This window comes from Streptomyces sp. R28 (genome assembly GCF_041052385.1).
Classification (GTDB): Bacteria; Actinomycetota; Actinomycetes; order Streptomycetales; family Streptomycetaceae; genus Streptomyces.
Genome location: NZ_CP163439.1, coordinates 5,107,729 through 5,127,727, shown reverse-complemented (window position 1 = coordinate 5,127,727; position 19,999 = coordinate 5,107,729). Strand labels below are relative to the sequence as shown.

At 70.5% G+C, this 19,999-nt stretch carries 20 protein-coding genes and 3 tRNA genes; 15 read left to right on the top strand and 8 right to left on the bottom strand.

All coding sequences use genetic code 11. The annotated features are described in order from the left end of the window. Window positions 1–136 precede the first annotated feature (136 nt). The 3 genes from AB5J49_RS22735 to AB5J49_RS22725 all read left to right on the top strand — a co-directional run bounded on the left by AB5J49_RS22735 (window position 137) and on the right by AB5J49_RS22725 (window position 4,703). Window positions 137–1,960 carry a hypothetical protein gene (locus AB5J49_RS22735; RefSeq protein WP_369170456.1) on the top strand — a complete coding sequence of 608 codons (1,824 nt, stop codon included), beginning with the start codon at window positions 137–139 and terminating at the stop codon, window positions 1,958–1,960. Between the two features lie 247 nt (window positions 1,961–2,207). Beyond that, on the top strand, window positions 2,208–3,695 hold the full coding sequence (locus AB5J49_RS22730) for a N,N-dimethylformamidase beta subunit family domain-containing protein (protein ID WP_369170455.1): 1,488 nt from the start codon (window positions 2,208–2,210) through the stop codon (window positions 3,693–3,695). A 108-nt stretch (window positions 3,696–3,803) separates the two neighbouring features. Further along, window positions 3,804–4,703 carry a phosphoribosylaminoimidazolesuccinocarboxamide synthase gene (locus AB5J49_RS22725; protein ID WP_369170454.1) on the top strand — a complete coding sequence of 300 codons (900 nt, stop codon included), beginning with the start codon at window positions 3,804–3,806 and terminating at the stop codon, window positions 4,701–4,703. 75 nt (window positions 4,704–4,778) lie between these two features. Here AB5J49_RS22725 and AB5J49_RS22720 read toward each other — a convergent pair. The 8 genes from AB5J49_RS22720 to AB5J49_RS22685 form a co-directional block, all read right to left on the bottom strand. Next, window positions 4,779–4,854 (bottom strand) — tRNA-Gly (locus AB5J49_RS22720). Between the two features lie 23 nt (window positions 4,855–4,877). Next, window positions 4,878–5,504, bottom strand: a complete 627-nt coding sequence (locus tag AB5J49_RS22715; protein ID WP_369170453.1) for a response regulator — start codon at window positions 5,502–5,504, stop codon at window positions 4,878–4,880. Next, the gene (locus tag AB5J49_RS22710) at window positions 5,501–6,745 is read right to left on the bottom strand and encodes a sensor histidine kinase (protein WP_369170452.1); all 1,245 of its coding nucleotides are present in this window, start codon (window positions 6,743–6,745) and stop codon (window positions 5,501–5,503) included. The genes AB5J49_RS22715 and AB5J49_RS22710 overlap by 4 nt, the downstream gene beginning before the upstream one ends. Window positions 6,746–6,763: 18 nt before the next feature. Continuing rightward, window positions 6,764–7,540: an ABC transporter permease gene (locus AB5J49_RS22705; RefSeq protein ID WP_369170451.1), complete on the bottom strand. Its 777-nt coding sequence runs from the start codon at window positions 7,538–7,540 to the stop codon at window positions 6,764–6,766. Next, window positions 7,537–8,502 (bottom strand): ABC transporter ATP-binding protein, encoded by a 966-nt coding sequence (locus AB5J49_RS22700; RefSeq protein WP_369170450.1) that lies wholly within the window; start codon window positions 8,500–8,502, stop codon window positions 7,537–7,539. The genes AB5J49_RS22705 and AB5J49_RS22700 overlap by 4 nt, the downstream gene beginning before the upstream one ends. A 131-nt stretch (window positions 8,503–8,633) precedes the next feature. Then, a tRNA-Gly gene (locus tag AB5J49_RS22695) sits at window positions 8,634–8,706 on the bottom strand. Between the two features lie 96 nt (window positions 8,707–8,802). Continuing rightward, a tRNA-Gly gene (locus tag AB5J49_RS22690) sits at window positions 8,803–8,874 on the bottom strand. A gap of 156 nt (window positions 8,875–9,030) precedes the next feature. Further along, window positions 9,031–9,348 (bottom strand): Lsr2 family protein, encoded by a 318-nt coding sequence (locus AB5J49_RS22685; protein WP_062702641.1) that lies wholly within the window; start codon window positions 9,346–9,348, stop codon window positions 9,031–9,033. A gap of 310 nt (window positions 9,349–9,658) precedes the next feature. Here AB5J49_RS22685 and purS point away from each other — a divergent pair, with 310 nt between their 5' ends. The 12 genes from purS to purM all read left to right on the top strand — a co-directional run bounded on the left by purS (window position 9,659) and on the right by purM (window position 19,917). Continuing rightward, window positions 9,659–9,922, top strand: coding sequence for a phosphoribosylformylglycinamidine synthase subunit PurS (gene purS / locus AB5J49_RS22680; RefSeq protein ID WP_015659417.1), 264 nt, complete (start codon window positions 9,659–9,661; stop codon window positions 9,920–9,922). Next, a complete protein-coding gene (gene purQ / locus AB5J49_RS22675) occupies window positions 9,919–10,599 on the top strand; it encodes a phosphoribosylformylglycinamidine synthase subunit PurQ (RefSeq protein WP_369170449.1) in 681 nt (226 codons plus the stop codon). The genes purS and purQ overlap by 4 nt, the downstream gene beginning before the upstream one ends. Beyond that, the gene (gene purL / locus AB5J49_RS22670; protein ID WP_369170448.1) at window positions 10,596–12,872 is read left to right on the top strand and encodes a phosphoribosylformylglycinamidine synthase subunit PurL; all 2,277 of its coding nucleotides are present in this window, start codon (window positions 10,596–10,598) and stop codon (window positions 12,870–12,872) included. The genes purQ and purL overlap by 4 nt, the downstream gene beginning before the upstream one ends. Before the next feature lie 125 nt (window positions 12,873–12,997). Continuing rightward, entirely contained in the window at window positions 12,998–13,498 is a 501-nt protein-coding gene (locus AB5J49_RS22665; RefSeq protein ID WP_369170447.1) for an ArsR/SmtB family transcription factor, read from the top strand. Between the two features lie 41 nt (window positions 13,499–13,539). Then, a complete protein-coding gene (locus AB5J49_RS22660; RefSeq protein WP_369170446.1) occupies window positions 13,540–14,373 on the top strand; it encodes a M23 family metallopeptidase in 834 nt (277 codons plus the stop codon). Between the two features lie 79 nt (window positions 14,374–14,452). Next, window positions 14,453–14,623, top strand: a complete 171-nt coding sequence (locus tag AB5J49_RS22655; RefSeq protein WP_369170445.1) for a hypothetical protein — start codon at window positions 14,453–14,455, stop codon at window positions 14,621–14,623. 5 nt (window positions 14,624–14,628) lie between these two features. Further along, entirely contained in the window at window positions 14,629–15,114 is a 486-nt protein-coding gene (locus tag AB5J49_RS22650; protein WP_369170444.1) for a protease inhibitor I42 family protein, read from the top strand. Then, window positions 15,111–15,443, top strand: a complete 333-nt coding sequence (locus tag AB5J49_RS22645; protein ID WP_369170443.1) for a hypothetical protein — start codon at window positions 15,111–15,113, stop codon at window positions 15,441–15,443. The genes AB5J49_RS22650 and AB5J49_RS22645 overlap by 4 nt, the downstream gene beginning before the upstream one ends. Before the next feature lie 49 nt (window positions 15,444–15,492). Continuing rightward, window positions 15,493–16,290, top strand: a complete 798-nt coding sequence (locus tag AB5J49_RS22640) for a sterol carrier family protein (protein WP_369170442.1) — start codon at window positions 15,493–15,495, stop codon at window positions 16,288–16,290. 110 nt (window positions 16,291–16,400) lie between these two features. Continuing rightward, a complete protein-coding gene (locus AB5J49_RS22635) occupies window positions 16,401–17,195 on the top strand; it encodes an META domain-containing protein (protein WP_369170441.1) in 795 nt (264 codons plus the stop codon). A 61-nt stretch (window positions 17,196–17,256) separates the two neighbouring features. Next, window positions 17,257–18,786, top strand: coding sequence for an amidophosphoribosyltransferase (gene purF / locus AB5J49_RS22630; RefSeq protein WP_369170440.1), 1,530 nt, complete (start codon window positions 17,257–17,259; stop codon window positions 18,784–18,786). A gap of 63 nt (window positions 18,787–18,849) precedes the next feature. After that, window positions 18,850–19,917, top strand: a complete 1,068-nt coding sequence (gene purM, locus AB5J49_RS22625; protein ID WP_369170439.1) for a phosphoribosylformylglycinamidine cyclo-ligase — start codon at window positions 18,850–18,852, stop codon at window positions 19,915–19,917. The last annotated feature ends 82 nt before the right edge of the window (window positions 19,918–19,999 follow it).

Here is a 19,999-nt window from a genome sequence, read left to right as displayed (position 1 = left end):
CTAGGGTGCGGCGCAAGCGTTCCGGCACTTGGCCCACCGGCATTGCGATGTCAGTGGTGGGTGCCACAGTGGGGGAGTGAGCAAAGCCAGGACAGTTCGGAAAGCCAGGGCAGCGGGGAGGGGGTGAGGTCCGGTCGTGACCGGTATCGGTGTGGAGGTGGGTGCGCAGTCCGCGCGCGCCCGGGCCCTTGCCGTGCTGCGCATCCGCAGCCGCGCGCTCGCTGTCGCCCTGCTGCCCGCGGCGGTCGCCGTGGTGCTGCTCGTCGGCGCCTCCACCGGCCACCTCGTCGGCCCGGGCTGGCATGCCGCCCGCTGGGTCGTGACCCCCGTCGCCGCCCTCGTCCTGCTGGCCGCCGCCGGTATCGCCCTGGTCGTCGCCCGAGCCCGCCCCGCCGTCAGCCCCACGGTGGCGATAGCCGAGGAGCAGGCCCCGGACCTGTACCGGATGGTGCGCGACCTCGCCGACCGCCTCGACGTCCCCGCCCCGTCCGCGATAGCGCTCACCCCGGACTGCGACAGCTGGCTGGAGGACCGCACCCACCCGTCCCACGGCCCGCCCCCTGCCGAGGACCGCGACGAGCACGAGGTCAACGGCCTGCGCGGCGGAAGCACACACGGCACCCACCGGCGTACGCCGGCCGCCCCCGTCCTCGTCATCGGCTCCCCGTTCCTGTGGTGGATGCGGGTCGGCGAGCTGCGCGCGGTGCTCGCCCCGGTCGTCGCCGGTACGGGACCGTCCGCGCACCCCGACATAGCCCAGGCCCGGCGCTTCGTCCGGGGCCTGGACGCCGCCGTCGCCGTCGCCTCGACGCGCGGCCGCTGCCCGGGGTCGCGGGCGGTGTGTGCGGGCGTCGGCTGGGTCGCGCGGCTGCTGCTGCGCAGCTGCCGGGAGCACGCCACCGAGATGGAGCGGGGCGTGGCCAGCGCCGCCGCCGAGCGTGCACAGGCTGTGGATTACGGACTGCGGATCGTCGCCCAGGAACAGGTAGGGCTGGCGTACGCCGGCTGGGACCGGCTGCTCACGCGCGTGGCGCTGCCCGCCTGGCGGATGGGCCGCTGGCCGTCCCGGCTGGACGCGGGCGTCGTCGCCGCCCTTACCGAACTGTCCCGCCGGGACCGTCTGGCCGAGGGCTTCGCCTCCCGGCTGGGCGAGCGCCCCGCCTGTGACCTGCTCGAAGAGCCCGGCACGATCGACGAGGCCGCCTCACTCCTCGCAGCCCGCCTCTTCCACGGCGGCCCGGCCGAGTCCGGCCAGGACTGGTCCCCGGTGGACTGGCAGGAGTACCCGGAGGAGGTCGTCGACCGTAAATGGCGCACCGACGCGGCCCGCCTGCACCGCGTCCTCGACGCCCTCGGCGTCCGCCGCACCACCGGCGGCGCGCCCCCGGAGGCGAGCGGCCCGACCCTGGCCCGCGTCATGGACCACCTCTCGGTCCCACCGGACTCCTCGACGGCCCGGCCCGCCGACGCCCATGCCACCCCCGCCGCCCCGCCCCCAGCTCCCAAGCCCCCCAAGGCGCCCTACGCGGCCATGTCCGAGGACGGCTCCCCGGACGACCAGGAAACGGAGCGAAGCTCCGCTCTCGCCGCCGGCCTGACCGCCGAACTGGCCCGCGAAGAGGCCGCCGCACCCGCGGAGCAGACGGCGTCCCCCGTCCCCGACGCCACCCTCCTGGACATCGGGGCGCTCCCCCTGTTCCCGCTCCAACCGCCCCGCACCGCACGTGAGTTGCTCACCGACCACGTCACGGCGATGGTGTGCTGCGCGGCGATGGACACCGCCGGTGCGGCCCCCGGTCTGGACTGGCTCGACGGCCCCACCCTCCTCATCGACGGTGAGAGAGCGGCCGACCTGACCCCCAGAGTCCTCAGCCTCATCGAGGACGGTGATCCGGTGCCGCTGCGCGCCTGGCTGGTGGAGTCGGGGATACGCCCGGAGAAGCCGGTACGTCTGGTCTGACGGCTGTTTCACGCCGTATGCGGTCGGAACCCCCGGTTCCACTTTCGGCCAATTCGCAACGAATAGTGACAGGATGCGTGCGCAATGTGATGTGCTGGGATCGATAGCGCACATGGCAAGGGCTTGCGACATAGGACAGCCGTACATGGGCCCGCGTCGCAGGACGGAATCCGCAAGCGCACACAGCACTCGCACCACACAGAACGCTCGACGCACCACCACGGGGACACGAGGGAGGGGTAGGGCCATGGGGGAGCAGATTCGCCGCTGGGAGTCGGGAGCACTCGCGCACGCCGTGACGGACCCCTTCGGCCAGGGCCCCGTCCCCTGGCTGCGCGGCAATGTGACGTACTTCGACGACACCGGCCAGGTCGTCCCCTGGTACGTCGACGGCCAGGCCCACCCGCCGACGTCGGACACCCCGAGGGTCCCGGCGCCCCGAAGCGCCGGCCCCCGCTCCGCCGACGACGTCCACCGTCAGATCAAGGGCTTCACCTCGACCGGCGCGGTCTCTCCCGGCGAGGCCGTCGACTTCCACATCACCGTGGACCCGCCCCAGGAATTCGCCGTCGACATCTACCGCATCGGCCACTACAGCGGCGACGGCGCCGCCAAGATCACCACCAGCCCCCGCCTCTCCGGCATCGTGCAGCCTCCGCCGCTCACCGCCGACCGCACGGTCTCCTGCCACCACTGGTGGCTGTCCTGGCGGCTCCAGGTCCCCTCGTACTGGAGCATCGGCGCCTACGTGGCCGTGCTCACCACGGTCGACGGCTACCGCTCCCACATCCCCTTCACGGTGCGCGACAAGCACCCCGCGGACCTGCTCCTGCTCCTCCCCGACGTCACCTGGCAGGCCTACAACCTCTACCCCGAGGACGGCCGCATCGGCGCCAGCCTCTACCACGCCTGGGACGAGGACGGCCGCCTGCTCGGCGAGAACGACGCCGCCACGACCGTCTCCTTCGACCGCCCGTACGCGGGCGCGGGCCTGCCCCTGCACGTCGGCCACGCCTACGACTTCATCCGCTGGGCCGAGCGCTACGGCTACGACATCGCCTACGCCGACGCCCGCGACCTGCACGCGGGCCACGTCGACCCCACCCGCTACCGCGGCCTGGTCTTCCCCGGCCACGACGAGTACTGGTCGTCGAACATGCGCCGCACGGTCGAGCTCGCCCGTGAGAACGGCACGTCCCTCGTCTTCCTCTCCGCCAACTCCATGTACTGGCAGGTCGAGTTGAGTCCCTCCCCGTCCGGCGTCCCCGACCGCCTGATGACCTGCCGCAAGCGCCAGGGCCCGGGCCGCACGGTGCTCTGGCGGGAAATCGACCGCCCCGAGCAGGAGGTGATCGGCATCCAGTACGCGGGTCAGGTCCCCGAGCCGCACCCCCTGATCGTCCGCAACGCCGACCACTGGCTGTGGGAGGCGGCCGGCGCCCACGAGGGCGACGAGATCGCGGGCCTGGTCGCCGGCGAGGCCGACCGCTACTTCCCGCGCACCCCGCTCCCCGACCACGAGGAGCGCATCCTGCTCGCCCACTCCCCGTACACCGACCGCGAAGGCGCCCTCCGCCACCAGGAGACGTCCCTGTACCGCGCCCCCTCCGGCGCCCTGATCTTCGCGTCCGGAACGTTCGCCTGGTCCCCGGCGCTGGACCGCCCGGGCCACGTCGACGCCCGCGTCCAGCGCGCCACCGCCAACCTCCTGGACCGCATCTGTAAACGTGACTGAGCTCACGTACGCCCACGTCACCGCCCCTTTCGAGCCCACCCCACTCCGAGGGCGATCCCCGGCATACGGGAGAATCGAGCCACTTGGACAGAACCACGGGGAGGAACCGTGTCCGGATTCGTAGAAAAGCCTGAGCCGCTCCAGGTTCCGGGCTTGGTACACCTGCACACCGGCAAGGTGCGCGAGCTGTACCAGAACGAGGCGGGCGACCTCGTGATGGTCGCCAGCGATCGCATCTCGGCGTACGACTGGGTGCTCCCCACCGAGATCCCCGACAAGGGCCGCGTCCTCACCCAGCTCTCCCTGTGGTGGTTCGACCAGCTCGCCGACCTGGTCCCCAACCACGTCCTGAGCACCGACGTGCCCGCCGGCGCCCCCGCCGACTGGGCGGGCCGCACCCTCGTCTGCAAGTCGCTCCAGATGGTCCCGGTGGAGGCCGTGGCCCGCGGCTACCTCACCGGCTCCGGCCTGGTGGAGTACAACGACACCCGCACCGTCTGCGGCCTCGCCCTCCCCGAGGGCCTGGTCGACGGCAGCGAACTCCCCGCCCCGATCTTCACCCCGGCCACCAAGGCCGCGGTCGGCGAGCACGACGAGAACGTCTCCTACGAGGAGGTCGCCCGCCAGGTCGGCGCCGACACCGCCGCCCAGCTGCGCCAGGCGACGCTCGCCGTCTACTCCCGTGGCCGGGACATCGCCCGTGACCGCGGCATCATCCTCGCGGACACCAAGTTCGAGTTCGGCTTCGAGGGGGAGACCCTGGTCATCGCCGACGAGGTCCTCACCCCGGACTCCTCCCGCTTCTGGCCGGCCGACCAGTGGGAGCCGGGCCGCGCGCAGCCGTCGTACGACAAGCAGTTCGTCCGCGACTGGCTGACCTCGCCGGCCTCCGGCTGGGACCGCAAGAGCGAGCAGCCCCCGCCGGCGCTGCCGCAGGAGGTCGTGGACGCGACGCGCGCGAAGTACGTGGAGGCGTACGAGCGCCTTACGGGTACGAGCTGGTCCTAGCGCGAAAACCGCGAAGCCCCCGGCGGAATCCGGGGGCAACGCAAAAGCCCCCGGCCGAAACCGGGGGCTTTTGTCTGGAGCGGACGACGAGGCTCGAACTCGCGACCTCAACCTTGGCAAGGTTGCGCTCTACCAACTGAGCTACGTCCGCACTGCGCCGTGGCGCGAGAGCAACTATACCCAACCTCGCTCCCGCGCGAGACGCACCGCCGCGTGCCGGTTCTCCGCCCCGAGCTTGGAGACGGCCGACGACAGATAGTTCCGCACGGTCCCCTGCGACAGCGTGGCCCGCTCCGCGATCTCCGCGACGGGCGCCCCGTCGGCGGCGAGTTCCAGCACCTCGGCCTCCCGCGCGGTCAGCGGCGAGTCTCCGGCGGCGATCGCGTCGGCGGCCAACTCGGGGTCGACGTAACGGTTTCCGGCGTGCACGGTGCGGATGATCTCCGCGAGCCGCTGAGCGCTGACGGTCTTCGGGACGAACCCGCGCACACCCGCCGCAAGAGCCCGCTTCAGATGCCCGGGCCGCCCATGGCTGGTCACGATCAACACCTTGCAGCGGGGCAGTTCGGCGCGCAGGGATGTGGCGACCTTCACACCGTCCGCTCCGGGCATCTGAAGATCGAGAACGGCGACGTCCGGTTCGTGCGCCCGCGCCATGGCCAGCGCTTCCGGCCCGCTCGCCGCCTCGGCGACGATCACCAGGTCGTCCTCCAGGGAGAGCAGCGTGGCGAGCGCACCCCGGATCAGGTGCTCGTCGTCGGCGAGCAGCAACCGCACGGACCCGGTCGTACGGCCGGTCATACGGTGACCTCCCGCACGCCCGCCCCCGCCAAGGGCACCTCCGCCACCAGCCGGAACCTGCCCTCCCCGACGCGGCCGGCCTCCAGCGTGCCGTCCACCGCGGCCAGCCGCTCTCGCAGCCCGGCCAGCCCGGAGCCCCCGCCCCCGTCGGAGGTACCACTCCCGTCGGAGGCTCCGCCGGCCCCGTCGTTCTCCACCGTCAACACCACACGCCCCTCCGTCACCAGCACTCCCACCACGCACCGCGCGGCATCCCCGTGCCGCAGCACATTGGTGGTCGCCTCCCGCACCACCCACGCCAGCGCCGACTGCACCTCGGCAGGCAGCCCGGCCGCTTCCCCGGTCACCTCGCACTCGATCCCGGCCGCCGTCAACACACCCTGCGCACCGGCGAGTTCGACCCCCAGGTCGGCCTCCCGATACCCCCGTACGACGTCCCGCACCTCGCGCTGCGACTCCTGCGCGATCCGCTGCACCTCGATCATCTGCTCCACGGCCTCGGGCCGCCCTCGCCGCGCCAACTGCACGGCGAGCTCGCTCTTCAACGCGATGACCGCCAGATTCCGCCCCATCACGTCGTGCAGATCCCGCCCGAACCGCAGCCGCTCCTCGGCGACGGCCAGCCGGGCGCGGGTCTCACGGGCCTCGTCGAGCTCGAAGACGGCCTTGAGCAGCCAGACGGAGAAGACGGCGCTGAAGGCCATGAACCCGCCGCCGACCAGCACGGCCAGCGCGCTGATCAGGGCGGCGGGGGCAGGCATGCCCAGCGGGAAGCCCACGAGTCCCGCGCCCGCCGCGAAGCCCCCGACGGTCGCGCAGACGCGCCGCCGGCTGCGCATCCCGAGCGCCACGATGCCCGCCCCGTAGATCAGCACGACGCCGAAGAGCCCGCCCGCGGCCGAGTCGACGTCGTCACCGTACGGACCGTACTCGGAGACGGCCAGGGCCGTGACGCCGACCGCAGCGGTGACGGCGCCGAGCGTCCACAGCAGGCGTACGGGCTGCTCACGGCGGCCCCGCACCCAGTCCAGCGCCCGCGACACCGTCAGGGCGCAGACCGCCGCGTGCGCACACACCATGAGCACCAGCCAGCCGCCCAGCTCGGACCCGACCGCGCCGGCGATGGGCGGTCCGACCGCCAGGACCTCGATCACCGCGAAGGAGTGGAACGACCCCCGGGTGTACGTCTCGACCTTCGCCGGCGTGCTCTTGCGCCGCCACCATCCCCCCGCCTTGGACATGTCCCCGCTCCCCCTACGTCAACGCCGCGGTTCCCACCGGAACCACCGCCGTACAGCAAACACGCCAAGGACCGTCCAGGCCAGCGCGGTGAGTACGGCGCCCACCGCCTCGTACGCCGACAGCTCCCCGGTCCAGCCGCCCCGCACGAGCGTGATCACCGGGGTCAGCGGCAGCAGTTCGCACACCGACGCCACCCGGTCGGGCAGGACCTCCAGGGGCACGAACATCCCGGAGAAGATCATGGAGAGGAACACCACAGGCAGTGTCGTGACCTGCGCACTCTCGACGCTCCGGGTGAAGGAGGAGGTCACCGCGGCCAGCGACGCGCACAGGAGGAACCCCAACAGCAGTCCCAGCACGGCGAGATGGGGAGCGCGGGGCGCGTTCACGTCGAGCAGGACGGTGCCGCCGACCGCCAGCACCACGCACTGCGCGAGGCCCGTGGCGACGGCCGGCAGCGCCGCCCCGGCGAGGATCTCGTGGTCCCGCAGCTCGCCGGTGCGCAGCCGCTTGAGGACGAGTTCCTCGCGCCGGGCGGTGTAGACGCTGACGAGCGTCGCATACACCGCGTAGAGCAGCGAGAAGCCGATGGAGGCGGGCAGGATGACCGTGCCGAGAGTGAGGCCCACCTCCGCCAGGTCCATCTGCTTCGCTGCCTCCCCCGCGCTGAAGGGCAGTACAAGCGGCACGAACAGCGCCGCGAACAGTGTGCCCCTGCTGCGCCCGAGCAACGTCAGCTCGGCCCGCGCCAGCGCCGCCATGCGCCCCGCCGGGGCGGTCATCGCCGTGCTCATGCCGCGTGCTCCTTCGTCCTCGTCCGGGCGGCTTCCGCCGCCTCCCGCGCGATCCCCAGGAACGCCTCCTCCAGCGACGCCGACCGCACATCCAGCCGCCGCAGCTCCACCCCGGCCCCGTCGGCCCACATCAGCAGCCGGGTCGCCGCCCGTTGCAGCTGATGGGTCCGCAGCCGTACGACCCGCCCGTCGACCTCGTGCCCGCTCACCCCCATGTCGGCGAGCGGCGGAAGGTCGCCCAGGAAGTAGCCCTCGGGCAGCTCGAAGGAGATCCGCGAGGGCTGGGCCGCGGTCACCTCGGCCGGTGTCCCCGCGGCCGCGATGCGCCCCTCGTGCAGGATCGCGAGCCGGTCGGCGAGGCCCTCCGCCTCCTCCAGATAGTGCGTGGTCAGCAGCACGGACGTACCGGCGTCGCGCAGCCCCCGCACCAACTCCCAGGTGTCCCGGCGCCCTTCGGCGTCGAGGCCGGTCGTCGGCTCGTCCAGGAACAGCACCTCGGGATCCCCGAGCAGCGCGAGCGCCAGGTCCAGGCGCCGTCGCTCACCCCCGGACAACTGCTTCACCCGCACATCGCCCTTCGCGGCCAGCCCGACCAGCTCCAGCACGTCCTTTGGCGGCCGCGCCCCGCTGACACACGCCGCCCACATCCGCGCGGTCTCGGCGACGGTCAGCTCGGACGGAAACCCGCCCTCCTGCAGCATCACCCCGGTCCGCGGCCGTACGACGCCCCGCTCGGCGTAGGGGTCGTGCCCGAGCACCCGCACCCGCCCCCCGGCCGGCCGGGCGAGTCCCTCCAGCAGCTCGACGGTGGACGTCTTTCCCGCGCCGTTGGTGCCGAGCAGCGCGAATACCTCGCCGCGGTTCACCGAGAAGGTGATTCCGCGCACCGCCTCGAACCCGCCCCCGTACACACGCCGCAGGTCAGTGACCTCAATCACGTGTTCGTGTTCGTTGATGTTCATGACATCAGCGTCCCGGCAACGGGAGCCCCACAGCAGTGCGCGCTGTCACCACTCCGCATGACAAATGTCAGACGGACCTCCGTGGGCATACAGAAAAGACCCCGGTCCATTGGACCGGGGTCTCATTCCCGAGCGGACGACGAGGCTCGAACTCGCGACCTCAACCTTGGCAAGGTTGCGCTCTACCAACTGAGCTACGTCCGCATTGCCCCCGACCACCAAGCCCTTAGGGACTCAGCTGTCGATCGGTGCGAGCACCAGCCTACCTGATCCACATCAGTGGTCGGACCGGCGGTGCAGAGCGGGTGACAGGAATTGCACACTGCGCCTTCCCCCTGGAAGGGGGATGTTCTACTACTGAACTACACCCGCATGCTCGGCGAGCTGGGCTTTTCTGCCCCGCCCGGCGGCGTGCTCCAGACATTAGCTGATCGGCAGGGGGGTAGCGCAAGTCGGTTGTCGCACCGGCCCAAGTCGGCCGCCCTCAAGGCCCGCTGACGGACCCTGAGGACACGCCCTCGGGGCGCCTCACTGCGCCGAGGCGAACGCCTCGTAGACCTTCTTGGGGATGCGGCCGCGGGCCGGCACCTCCATCTTGTTGGCCTGCGCCCATGCCCGGACGGCGGCCGGGTCCGGGGCGACCTCGGTCTGCCTGTACGCCTTGCCTGACTTCGACCGCTTGCGCCCGGCCTCCACGTACGGCGCGAGCGCCTTACGCAGTTTCTTGGCATTGGCTTCATTCAGGTCGATCTCGTACGACTTGCCGTCGAGTCCGAAGGCGATCGTTTCCGCCGCTTCTGAGCCGTCGATGTCGTCAAAGAGAGTGACCACGACCTTCTGCGCCACGAATATCGGTCCCTTCGTACGGCACCTCATACAGCTCAGCTGCGACGACGTGCCGAGTCTCGGCTATTTTCCAATTCATTTGTACAGTGCCCGGCAATGCAATGTGAAGCCCGACTAAATCTGTCCGCGTGTCCCAGCGCAATAGCTATCCGGGGCGGTACGGGGATCTTTCCCGTAACTTTTCGTGAACGCACCCCTTCGATACCGGATCGTGACGGCTGTCACGTAGCTTCCTACAACTCTACTCGCGTAGAAATTTTGTGCGGGTAGTCTGAAGGAACCTGCTCAGCACCACACACCGGGAGTGCCAGTGGCACGCGTCGTAGTCGACGTCATGCTCAAGCCGGAGATCCTCGACCCCCAGGGCCAGGCGGTGCAGCGCGCACTGCCGCGGCTGGGTTTCGAAGGTATCTCCGACGTACGTCAGGGAAAGCGTTTCGAACTGGAAGTTGACGGGCCGGTCGACGAGGCCGCGCTCGCCCGCATCCACGATCTTGCGGAATCCTTCCTCGCCAACACCGTGATCGAGGACTTCACCGTCAAGGTGGAGGAAGTCGCGGAGGCCGCGAAGTGACCGCTCGTATTGGCGTCGTCACTTTCCCGGGGAGTCTCGACGACCGGGACACTCAGCGCGCGATCCGCCTCGCGGGCGCCGAACCGGTTGCTCTCTGGCACAAGGACAAGGACCTCAAGCAGGTCGACGCCGTGGTGCTGCCCGGCGGTTTCTCCTACGGCGACTATCTGCGCGCCGGGGCCATCTCCCGCTTCTCGCCCGTGATGGAGACGGTCATCGAGCAGGCGAAGGCCGGCCTCCCGGTCCTCGGTATCTGCAACGGCTTCCAGGTCCTCACCGAGGCGCACCTGCTCCCCGGCGGGATGCTCGGCAACGACCACCTGCACTTCATCTGCCGCGACCAGAAGCTGCGGGTGGAGAACGCGGAGACCTCCTGGACCAGCGACTACAGCGCCGGTCAGGAGATCCACATCCCGCTGAAGAACATGGACGGCCGGTACGTCGCCGACCAGTACACGCTGGACAAGCTGGAGGCCGAGGGACGGGTGGCCTTCCGCTACCTGGACTTCAACCCGAACGGCTCGCTCAACGACATCGCCGGCATCACCAACGAGGCCGGCAACGTCGTGGGCCTGATGCCGCACCCGGAGCACGCCGTGGAGCCGCTCATCGGCACCGGCCGCACCGACGGCCTCCCCTTCTTCACCTCGATCCTCAAGAAGCTGGTCAACGCATGAGCCGGACGCCTCTGGACACGGTCGAGCACGCGGCCGCGACCCCCGACGTCGAGCTGCCCTGGGCCGAACTCGGTCTGAAGAAGGACGAGTACGAGCGGGTCGTGGAGATCCTCGGCCGTCGGCCCACCGGTGCCGAGCTCGCCATGTACTCGGTCATGTGGTCCGAGCACTGCTCGTACAAGTCGTCGAAGGTGCACCTGCGCCAGTTCGGCGAGAAGGCGCCGCAGAGCGACGCGCTGCTCGTGGGCATCGGCGAGAACGCGGGTGTCGTCGACGTCGGCCAGGGTTACGCCGTGACCTTCAAGGTCGAGTCGCACAACCACCCGTCGTACGTCGAGCCCTACCAGGGCGCGGCCACGGGCGTGGGCGGCATCGTCCGCGACATCATCGCGATGGGTGCGCGGCCGGTGGCGGTCGTGGACCCGCTGCGGTTCGGTGCCGCTGATCACCCCGACACCAAGCGGGTGCTCCCCGGTGTCGTCGCCGGCATCGGCGGCTACGGCAACTGCCTGGGCCTGCCGAACATCGGCGGCGAGGTCGTCTTCGACTCCTGCTACCAGGGAAACCCGCTGGTCAACGCCGGTGCCATCGGTGTGATGCGGCACGAGGACATCCACCTGGCGAAGGCGTCCGGTGAGGGCAACAAGGTCATCCTGTACGGGGCCCGTACGGGTGGTGACGGCATCGGTGGCGCGTCGATCCTCGCCTCCGAGACCTTCGACGACGCGAAGCCCTCCAAGCGCCCGGCCGTCCAGGTCGGTGACCCCTTCCAGGAGAAGCTGCTCATCGAGTGCACCCTGGAGGCGTTCCGGGAGAAGCTGGTCGTCGGTATTCAGGACCTGGGTGCCGCCGGTCTGTCCTGCGCCACTTCCGAGCTCGCCTCCAACGGCTCCGGCGGCATGCGCGTGACGCTGGACGACGTACCGCTGCGTGACTCGACGCTCTCTCCCGAGGAAATCCTCATGAGCGAGTCGCAGGAACGCATGTGCGCGGTCGTCGAGCCGGAGAAGGTCGACCGGTTCCTGGAGATCTGCGCGAAGTGGGACGTCATCGCCACCGTCATCGGTGAGGTGACCGACGGCGACCGCCTGGAGATCTACTGGCACGGCGGCAAGATCGTCGACGTCGACCCGCGCACGGTGGCGCACGAGGGCCCGGTCTACGAGCGCCCGTACGCCCGCCCGGAGTGGCAGGACGCCCTTCAGGCGGACGACGCCAACAAGCTTGCGCGGCCCGCGAGTTCGGCCGAGCTGAAGGACCAGGTCCTGAAGCTGGTGGCCTCTCCCAACCAGGCCTCCAAGAAGTGGATCACCTCGCAGTACGACCACTTCGTGCAGGGCAACACCGTCCTCGCCCAGCCCGAGGACTCGGGCATGATCCGCATCGACGAGGAGACCGGCCTCGGCGTCGCCATCGCGACGGACGGCAACGGCCGGTACGCCAAGCTGGACCCGTACCACGGCGCCCAGTTGGCGCTCGCGGAGGCGTACCGCAACGTCGCCACCACCGGCGCCAAGCCGCTCGCCGTCTCCGACTGCCTGAACTTCGGCTCGCCCGAGGACCCGGCGGTGATGTGGCAGTTCGCGGAGGCCGTCCGTGGACTCGCCGACGCCTGCCAGCAGTTGGGCACCCCGGTGACGGGCGGCAACGTCTCGCTCTACAACCAGACCGGCGAGGTCGCCATCCACCCGACCCCCGTGGTCGCGGTCCTCGGCGTCATCGACGACGTGGCCCGGCGCACGCCGGTCGCCTTCCAGGAGGAGGGCCAGCTGCTCTACCTCCTCGGCGACACGCGTGAGGAGTTCGGCGGTTCGGCCTGGTCGCAGGTCGTGCACGACCACCTCGGCGGTCTGCCGCCCCAGGTCGACCTGGAGCGCGAGCGGCTGCTCGCCGAGATCCTGATCTCCGCCTCCCGCGACGGCATGATCGACTCTGCGCACGACCTGTCCGACGGCGGTCTGATCCAGGCGGTCGTGGAGTCGGCGCTGCTCGGTGGCAAGGGCGCGCGTCTGGTCGTACCGGACGGGCTCGACGCCTTCACCCTCCTCTTCTCCGAGTCGGCGGGACGCGCGATCGTCGCCGTGCCGCGCTCCGAGGAGGTCCGTTTCAACGACATGTGCGGTGCGCGGGGCCTGCCGGCCACCCGCATCGGTGTCGTCGACGGCACTGTGTCCGATTCAAATGCAGTGGTGGAACTCCAGGGCGAGTTCGCGCTCTCCCTGGAGGAGCTGCGCGTGGCGCACGAGGAGACGATCCCGGCGCTGCTCAAGTAGGCAGCGGTTCCACGGCTCCGAAGCCCCCGTCCGGTCCGCCGGGCGGGGGCTTCGTCGTGCGGTCACCGTCCCTTGCCGCCTCCACACGCTTGCACGTAATTACGTAGTTCCGTAATATTGCAGGAGTGGAACTCGAAGAACGCGTCGCCGACCTCGAGCGACGACTGGCCGTGCTGGAGAACGCGCGGCACACCGCCCCTCGCCTCGGCGAGGGCGACTTCTGGGCCCTGCAAGGGTTCAAGGAGCAGTTGGCCGGGCTGAAAGCGGCCGATGGAGGAGTGCTGTTCACCGGGGCCGTACGGCTGCCGACCGGGGAGCAGTACGAGTGGCAGCACGGCTCGCTGACCGAGGGCCTGCTCGACGGCGACTGGACCGAGGCCGCCGAGTCCTTCGCCGCCCTCGGCCACCCGGTCCGGCTGCGGCTGCTGCGCGAGGTCATCGGCGGGCGGCGCACCGCGGCCGAACTCGCCGAGCTGGACGAGGTCGGCACGACCGGCCAGATCTACCACCACCTGCGCCAACTGACCGGCGCGGGCTGGCTGCACACGACCGGTCGGGGCCGCTACGAGGTGCCGCCGGGGCGGGTCGTACCGCTGCTGGTGGCGCTGTCGACCGCACGGCCCTGACGCGAAGACCGGAACAAGGAAGACACGAACAAGGGGGAACCATGTCCGCACGCAAACTGGCCACCATCGCCTACCGGGGTCTGCAACTGACCTTCCTCGGCCTGGTGATCGCGCACCTCTCACTGGACCTCGGATATCCGTGGTGGTGGAACTTCCTGCCGATCGTCCTGGCCTACGCCCTCGTCATCGTGGCCAACCGATGGGGCGGCGCCCCGGACAGCCCGCGCGCGGCCCGCGAACCCGTCGAGGTCGCCCCGCCCGTCACCGGCCGTTGGACCGCGCTCAACAGCCCGGCCGACCGCACCCCGAGCCACGGCACGCACGCCTACGGCCAGACCTTCGCCATCGACGTCGTCGCCGAACCCGAGGCCGACGCCCGCCCGGGCTTCCGCTGGCTGTGGCCGATCGCCCGCCGCAACGACGCCTTCCCCGCCTTCGACGCCCCGCTCCTCGCGGTCGCCGACGCCACCGTCGTGCGGGCCACCGACGGGCAGCGCGACCATCTGAGCCGCACCTCGCTGCCAGGGCTGCTGTACCTCATGCTCCTGGAGGCGTCCGTGCGCGACCTGTTCGGAGCCAAGCGGATCGTCGGCAACCACGTCATCCTCGACCTCGGCGACGGCACCTACGCGCTCTACGCCCACCTGCGACGCGGCTCGCTCACCGTCCGTGAGGGCGACCGTGTGACCGTCGGACAGCCGCTGGCCCGCTGCGGCAACTCCGGCAACTCCACCGAGCCCCACCTCCACTTCCAGCTGATGGACGGCCCCGACCCGGACAGCGCCCGCGGCATCCCCTTCACCTGGCGCGGCATCGGCGTCCCCCGCAACCGCGAGGCGTTCGAGGCCCCCACGACGGAATCGCAGCCCGCATAGGCCAGGCCCAGCGCGTCCACTCGACTGACGGCGTGATGTCCTGACCGACATCGAGAAGTCCGTCGCCGAGGGCAAGTCCGTGCCGATCAACATCGAGGGGCACGAGGAGAACGGGGACCGGGTGGGGCACGGCATGATGATCGTCGCCCAGGAGGGCGGCATGCTGCAGATCTACAACCCGTGGGGCACGACGGCGGCCAGCGACGACCGGTTCGACAACGTCAACAACGTCTACATCGAGCAGGACTGAGCACCGTGCGCATACGCATCGCCCTCGGTTCGCTCCCCCTCATGGCTCTCGCCGGCTGCGGGCTGACCGGACCCGCCGGGTACGGCACCGACGAGCGTACGGTGACCGCCGAGGTCGGCGAGGAGTTCACCCTGGAGGTGCCCGCCAGCCCCGTGCTCGGCGAGAACTGGTACCTGGCGGAGCCGCGGCCCGACTCGGCCGTGCTGCGCTACGAAGGCAAGGGCGAGGACATCGAGGGCGGCGACGAAGGCGTCACCGGCAGCGGCGGCGGCACCCAGCACTTCGATTTCACGGCGGTGGCGCAGGGCAGGACCACGGTGAAGCTGCTGTACTGCCCGCACGGGTTGTGCCACAGCGCGGCCGAGGTCACAGCGAGCCCGGCCCCCGCGGGCACCGCGTCGCCCGTACCGGTCGTGACGGCGGCTGACACAGCCACCCCGGACGACACGGACAACCCCACCTACTACCTCTACACGATCACTGTCCGTTGATCGCCCCGCAGCCGATCGCCCCGCAGCCGAGGATCACCGCCATCGGGGAGGGGGCCGTCGCGGCCGCCGTCACGCTGGACCGGCTCGGGGCCCTGCCGCGCTCTGTGGCGTTCCTCGCCGACACGGTTCGCGCCGGGGGCATGCGGTACGTCGCCGAGCTGCCCGAACCCCTGCCCTCGGCCGACGCGTCGCAGGTGCTGCGGGGCTGGCTGCGGACCGCCGCGGACGTGGCGGCCGCTCCGGACGCCGAGGACCGTGCCGCCCGCTGGCTGGAGGCCGTCGCCGAACTCATCGGAGTGCGCCGCGATGCCCGCGGGCCCCACCAGTAGCAGGCAGACAGGGCTCCACGAGGGAATCGCAGCCGCATAGGCTGCCGCTATGCCGCCGGCCAAGAAACGCACCCGCACCTATGACCCCGCCAAGATCCGCACCGCGATCCTCGCCCAGTTCGGGAACGTACGGCAGGCCGTACGCACCCTGGCCCCCGAGCAACTCGCGCTGCCCACCCGGCTGGGGGACTGGACCGTACGGGAGCTGGCGGCCCACGTGACCATGGCCGTGGAGACCGTCAGCCGCAACGTCGACCGCGACGAGCCGGCCAAGCCCGAACTCACCCTCCTGGACTGGCCCTTCGCCACCGCCGCCCGCGCCGGCGACATCGCCGACGACACCCGCGACCTCGCCGCCGCCAACCCCGACCTCGAGGCCCTGTACGCCCGCACCGAGGAACGCCTCGCGCAGAGGCTGGCGGACGCGTCCGGCGACCGCGTCCTCGCCGCCCGCACCGGCGCCATGACCCTCGCCGACTACCTGGTCACCCGCACCGTCGAACTCGTCGTCCACACCGACGACCTGAACGCCGCCGTCCCCGGCCTCGACATCCCGTACGACCGCCAGGCCCTCGCCGCCTGCACCCGTCTCCTCGCCGACGCCCTCGCCGCGAGGGCGCCCGGCGGCTCGACCGAGGTGCGGATCCCGCCGTATGCCGTGGTGCAGTGCGTCGAGGGGCCCAGGCACACCCGGGGCACCCCGCCCAACGTCGTCGAGACCGACCCGCTGACCTGGATCCGGCTCGCGACCGGGCGGGTGGCGTGGCAGGACGCGGTCGCGCAGGCCAAGGTGAGCGCGAGTGGGGAGCGGGCCGACCTGGGCGGGTTGCTGCCGCTCATGGGGTGACCCGCGACCGCGCAACGCGCCGCGCGACCGTCGGAAGGCGAGTCGCCACCGGCACAACCCGTCCGGCGTCAGAAGCGGAACCAGTCCCGCGTCCCTCCCGTCCCACCGGCATGAACACACTCGGCACACTCGGCATGGACAAGCAGCGACTGGCCTCCCTCGCCGTACTGACCCTCCTCCCGTTCGCCGTGGCCTGCGGAAGCGAGGACGCGGGCAGTGACTCGGTCGGTGCCGGGGCGTCGGCCTCCGTCACCGGCGCCTACTGGGCCGTGGACGACGTCACCGTCGACGGCAAGAAGAGCGCCGCCCCGAGCAACGCCTACCTGCGCATCGCCGACGGCGGCGAGGTCAAGGGCAACCTCGGCTGCAACAACTTCGGCGCCGACGCCGTCTTCGCCGACAGCCACGTCACCTTCGACCGGATGCAGGCGACCGAGATGGCCTGCGAGGGCGTCGCCCCGAACTTCGAGCAGACCCTCACCCGTGCCCTCTCCGACGGCGACCTCACCACCGAGGTCAAGGGCGACAAGCTCACCCTCTCCACGGCGGACGGCGACCGCGTCACCCTCACCAAGCAGGAGGCGGCCCCGCTCTACGGCACGAAGTGGACCGTCACCAGCCCCGACGCCGGCGGCAAGGCCCACCTCACCTTCGACGAGAAGGCCGGACAGGTCAGCGGCAGCCTCGGCTGCAACAAGGTGAGGGCCACGGCGACGGTCAGCGACGGCCGTATCACGCTGGGCACGGCGTCCACTACCCGAATGATGTGCGACACCTCACTCATGAATACGGAGAAGACCCTCCTGGGCCTCTTCGACGGCACCGTGAAGTACGAACTCGATCACCGCAACATCACCCTGACCAGCGAAAACGGCGAGCGCGTCAACGCGGCCGCGACCGAGTGATCCTTTACGGGCGCGGATCCCCAATTCGGACCAGTGGTCGATCTCGCCTACACTCGGAGCCGTGCCACGTGGTGACGGTCGACTCAATCACGATCTACTTCCCGGCGAGAAAGGCCCCCAGGACGCGTGTGGCGTCTTCGGTGTCTGGGCTCCGGGTGAAGAGGTCGCAAAGCTCACGTACTTCGGGCTCTACGCCCTCCAGCATCGGGGCCAGGAATCCGCGGGAATCGCGGTCAGTAACGGCTCCCAGATCCTCGTCTTCAAGGACATGGGACTGGTCTCCCAGGTCTTCGACGAGACTTCACTCGGTTCGCTCCAGGGTCACATCGCGGTCGGTCACGCCCGCTACTCGACCACCGGCGCCTCCGTGTGGGAGAACGCCCAGCCGACCTTCCGTGCCACCGCGCACGGCTCCATCGCCCTCGGCCACAACGGCAACCTGGTCAACACGGCGCAGCTCGCCGAGATGGTCGCCGACCTGCCGAAGCAGGAGGGTGGCCGCACTCCGCGCGTAGCGGCCACCAACGACACCGATCTGCTCACCGCGCTGCTCGCGGCCCAGGTCGACGAGGACGGCAAGCCGCTGACCATCGAGGAGGCCGCCCACACGGTCCTTCCGCAGGTCAAGGGCGCCTTCAGCCTCGTCTTCATGGACGAGAACACCCTGTACGCCGCCCGTGACCCGCAGGGCATCCGCCCGCTGGTCCTCGGCCGCCTGGAGCGCGGCTGGGTCGCCGCGTCCGAGTCCGCCGCCCTCGACATCTGCGGCGCGAGCTATGTCCGCGAGATCGAGCCGGGCGAGTTCGTCGCCATCGACGAGAACGGCCTGCGCTCCTCCCGATTCGCGGAAGCGAAGCCCAAGGGCTGTGTCTTCGAGTACGTGTACCTGGCCCGCCCGGACACCGACATCGCCGGCCGGAACGTCTACCTCTCCCGCGTGGAGATGGGCCGCAAGCTCGCGAAGGAAGCCCCGGTCGAGGCCGACCTGGTCATAGCGACCCCGGAGTCCGGCACCCCGGCCGCGATCGGCTACGCGGAGGCGAGCGGCATCCCGTTCGGCGCGGGTCTGGTGAAGAACGCGTACGTCGGCCGTACGTTCATCCAGCCCTCGCAGACCATCCGCCAACTCGGCATCCGCCTGAAGCTGAACCCGCTGAAGGAAGTCATCAAGGGCAAGCGCCTGGTCGTCGTCGACGACTCGATCGTGCGCGGCAACACCCAGCGGGCCCTGGTCCGCATGCTCCGCGAGGCGGGCGCGGCGGAAGTCCACATCCGGATTTCCTCTCCCCCCGTGAAGTGGCCCTGCTTCTTCGGGATCGACTTCGCCACCCGCGCCGAGCTCATCGCCAACGGCATGACGATCGAGGAGATCGGCACCTCGCTGGGCGCCGACTCGCTGTCGTACATCTCCATCGACGGCATGATCGAGGCGACCACCATCGCCAAGCCGAACCTCTGCCGCGCCTGCTTCGACGGCGAGTACCCGATGGAGCTCCCGGACCCCGAGCTGCTCGGTAAGCAGCTGCTGGAGACGGAGCTGGCCGCCGGCCCGGCCGCCACGGCCGCCGCCGACGCGATCCGCCGCCCGTAAGACGGCCCGTGCCGTGTTTTTTTCAAAAACGCCTGCCGTACGACACGAAGGTTCTCACTAGCCATGTCTGAGACAACTGGTGCCAGCTACGCAGCCGCGGGCGTCGACATCGAAGCGGGCGACCGCGCGGTCGAGCTGATGAAGGAGTGGGTGAAGAAGACCCAGCGCCCCGAGGTCCTCGGCGGCCTCGGCGGTTTCGCCGGCCTCTTCGACGCCTCCGCCCTCAAGCGCTACGAGCGTCCCCTCCTCGCCTCCGCCACCGACGGTGTCGGCACCAAGGTCGACGTCGCCCGTCAGATGGGCGTCTACGACACCATCGGCCACGACCTGGTCGCGATGGTCATGGACGACATCGTGGTGTGCGGCGCCGAGCCGCTGTTCATGACCGACTACATCTGTGTCGGCAAGGTCCACCCCGAGCGTGTCGCCGCCATCGTGAAGGGCATCGCCGAGGGCTGTGTGCTCGCCGGCTGCGCCCTGGTCGGCGGCGAGACGGCCGAGCACCCGGGTCTGCTGGGCGAGGACGACTTCGACGTCGCCGGCGCCGGTACGGGCGTCGTGGAGGCCGACCGGCTGCTGGGCCCGGATCGCATCCGTAAGGGTGACGCGGTGATCGCCATGGCGGCGTCCGGTCTTCACTCGAACGGGTACTCGCTGGTCCGGCACGTCCTGCTGAACCAGGCCGGTCTGGCCCTGGACGCGCAGATCGACGAGCTCGGCCGCACCCTCGGCGAGGAGCTGCTGGAGCCGACGAAGATCTACTCGCTGGACTGCCTGGCCCTCACCCGCACCACGGACGTGCACGCCTTCAGCCACGTCACCGGTGGCGGTCTGGCCGCCAACCTGGCCCGGGTGATCCCGGACAGCCTGCACGCGATCGTCGACCGCACCACGTGGACCCCGGCCCCGATCTTCGACCTCGTCGGCAAGACGGGCCAGGTCGAGCGCCTGGAGCTGGAGAAGACCCTGAACATGGGCGTCGGCATGATCGCGATCGTGCCCGAGGAGTCCACGGACGCGGCCCTCGCGACGCTTGCCGACCGAGGCGTGGACGCCTGGGTCGCCGGCGAGATCACGGACAGGGGCGACCACGAGACGGGCGCCGCCCTGATCGGTACGTATTCAAACTGAACACGTCCGCCGACTGATCCCCTGCAGGCAGCACAGAACCCGGTCGGTGACCGAGGTCACCGACCGGGTGAGTGCTCAATAC

What these genes read in the sequence shown, in the direction of transcription:
- AB5J49_RS22640 (WP_369170442.1), top strand. Translation starts at nt 15,493, where the DNA reads ATGCCGCCGGCCAAGAAACGCACCCGCACCTATGACCCCGCCAAGATC.
- AB5J49_RS22730 (WP_369170455.1), top strand. Translation starts at nt 2,208, where the DNA reads ATGGGGGAGCAGATTCGCCGCTGGGAGTCGGGAGCACTCGCGCACGCC.
- AB5J49_RS22705 (WP_369170451.1), bottom strand. Translation starts at nt 7,540, where the DNA reads ATGAGCACGGCGATGACCGCCCCGGCGGGGCGCATGGCGGCGCTGGCG.
- AB5J49_RS22715 (WP_369170453.1), bottom strand. Translation starts at nt 5,504, where the DNA reads ATGACCGGCCGTACGACCGGGTCCGTGCGGTTGCTGCTCGCCGACGAC.
- purL (WP_369170448.1), top strand. Translation starts at nt 10,596, where the DNA reads ATGAGCCGGACGCCTCTGGACACGGTCGAGCACGCGGCCGCGACCCCC.
- AB5J49_RS22635 (WP_369170441.1), top strand. Translation starts at nt 16,401, where the DNA reads ATGAACACACTCGGCACACTCGGCATGGACAAGCAGCGACTGGCCTCC.
- AB5J49_RS22660 (WP_369170446.1), top strand. Translation starts at nt 13,540, where the DNA reads ATGTCCGCACGCAAACTGGCCACCATCGCCTACCGGGGTCTGCAACTG.
- AB5J49_RS22700 (WP_369170450.1), bottom strand. Translation starts at nt 8,502, where the DNA reads ATGAACATCAACGAACACGAACACGTGATTGAGGTCACTGACCTGCGG.
- AB5J49_RS22710 (WP_369170452.1), bottom strand. Translation starts at nt 6,745, where the DNA reads ATGTCCAAGGCGGGGGGATGGTGGCGGCGCAAGAGCACGCCGGCGAAG.
- purM (WP_369170439.1), top strand. Translation starts at nt 18,850, where the DNA reads ATGTCTGAGACAACTGGTGCCAGCTACGCAGCCGCGGGCGTCGACATC.